The 1,311-nt window shown below is 61.3% G+C and carries 1 protein-coding gene; it reads right to left on the reverse strand.

The genetic code is table 11. The features are described 5' to 3' along the window. Positions 1–160: 160 nt before the first annotated feature. Positions 161–1,120, reverse strand: coding sequence for an IS110 family transposase (locus KIP88_RS45730; RefSeq protein ID WP_249791569.1), 960 nt, complete (start codon positions 1,118–1,120; stop codon positions 161–163). Between the last annotated feature and the right edge of the window lie 191 nt (positions 1,121–1,311).

Genomic DNA, 1,311 nt, shown 5'->3' on the forward strand with positions numbered 1-1,311 from the left:
AGAGCAACTGTGCTGGAAGTAGCCCGGTGATCGGCCGGCCTCAAGGCTGGCGCTGACGCGCCCCCGCCTACGGCGGCTGCGGCCTTGACCCCGCCCGTTCACCGGTCTGTTGGCTTTGCAGGCGCTCGGTCGCGGGACCGATCGCGGCGAGCACGCTCGGTCAGCTCAACGCGTAACGACTGGGATCCCATTTCTGCCGTCGTGCGATCATGGTGTTGAGGATGATGATCAGCTTGCGCATGCAGGCGATGATGGCAACCTTCGGTTCTTTTCCTTTGGCAATCAGGCGCTGATAGTAGGCCTTCAGCACCGGATTGTTCAGCGTGGCGGCGCCAACACACGGCATGTAGATGGCGTTACGGACCCAGCGGCGGCCTCCCTTGATGTGACGCTCGCCGCGGCGCTTTCCACTGTCGTCATCATAGGGGGCGACGCCGATCAAGGCCGCGGCGATCTCGTTGCTCACCTGACCAAGCTCCGGCATTCCTGCAACGAGGTTTGCCGAGCTCGTCTCGGCGAACCCCGGCACACTCTCGATGATCTCGGCGCGTTCGGCAAAATCCGGCATGGATTTGATTTTGGCGCAGATGGCGGCCTCGAGCTTGGCAATTTCGCAGGCCAGGCTCTTCAAGATGTGGGCATGCGCCTTCCGAACCAATCCCGGCGCAGCATGCTCGCTTTGGCTGACCAAGCGCATCCTAATATCAATCAGGCTTGAGCGCGCCTTTACGAGTGCCTGCAGCTCTTCATGTGCCGCATCGTGTTTCTGGCCCGGCGCATCGCTGAATGTCTCGGCGAACCAGGCAATCATCTCGGCATCGATCGTATCGTTCTTGGCCAGCCGTCCGGCTGATAGCGCGAAGTTGCGGACCCGTTTGGGGTCGACGATCCGAACTTCGATGCCGGCCTCGCGCAGCACCTTGGCCCAGGCACGCTCATAGCCGCCACTCGCCTCCATCACCGCCTTGTTCACCTGGTGCTTGCCAAGCCAGGCGACCAGCTTACGGTGCCCCTGGGTTGTGCTCGGGAAGGTTTGCCGCAATCCCAACGCACGAATGCACGCATCCACCTTGTCCTTGGCGACGTCGATACCCACGACAACACGATCATTTTGTGCCATCATCCACTCCCTTCCTTGCTCGGTTCGGGCTCGAAGCCCTTGCAACTGTTCGGGTTGAGGAAGACACCGGAGCTGTCCCTCGCTCTGACACAAGCTCTGTCGCTTTTGGGCGCAACGGGCTCAGTTCCAGCAACGGGCGGTTGGTGCGCAACCGCCCGTTCGCACATTCTGCCAAATTTTCGGGACACAAG

It is taken from the genome of Bradyrhizobium sp. SRL28, from assembly GCF_018596315.1.
GTDB lineage: Bacteria > Pseudomonadota > Alphaproteobacteria > Rhizobiales > Xanthobacteraceae > Bradyrhizobium.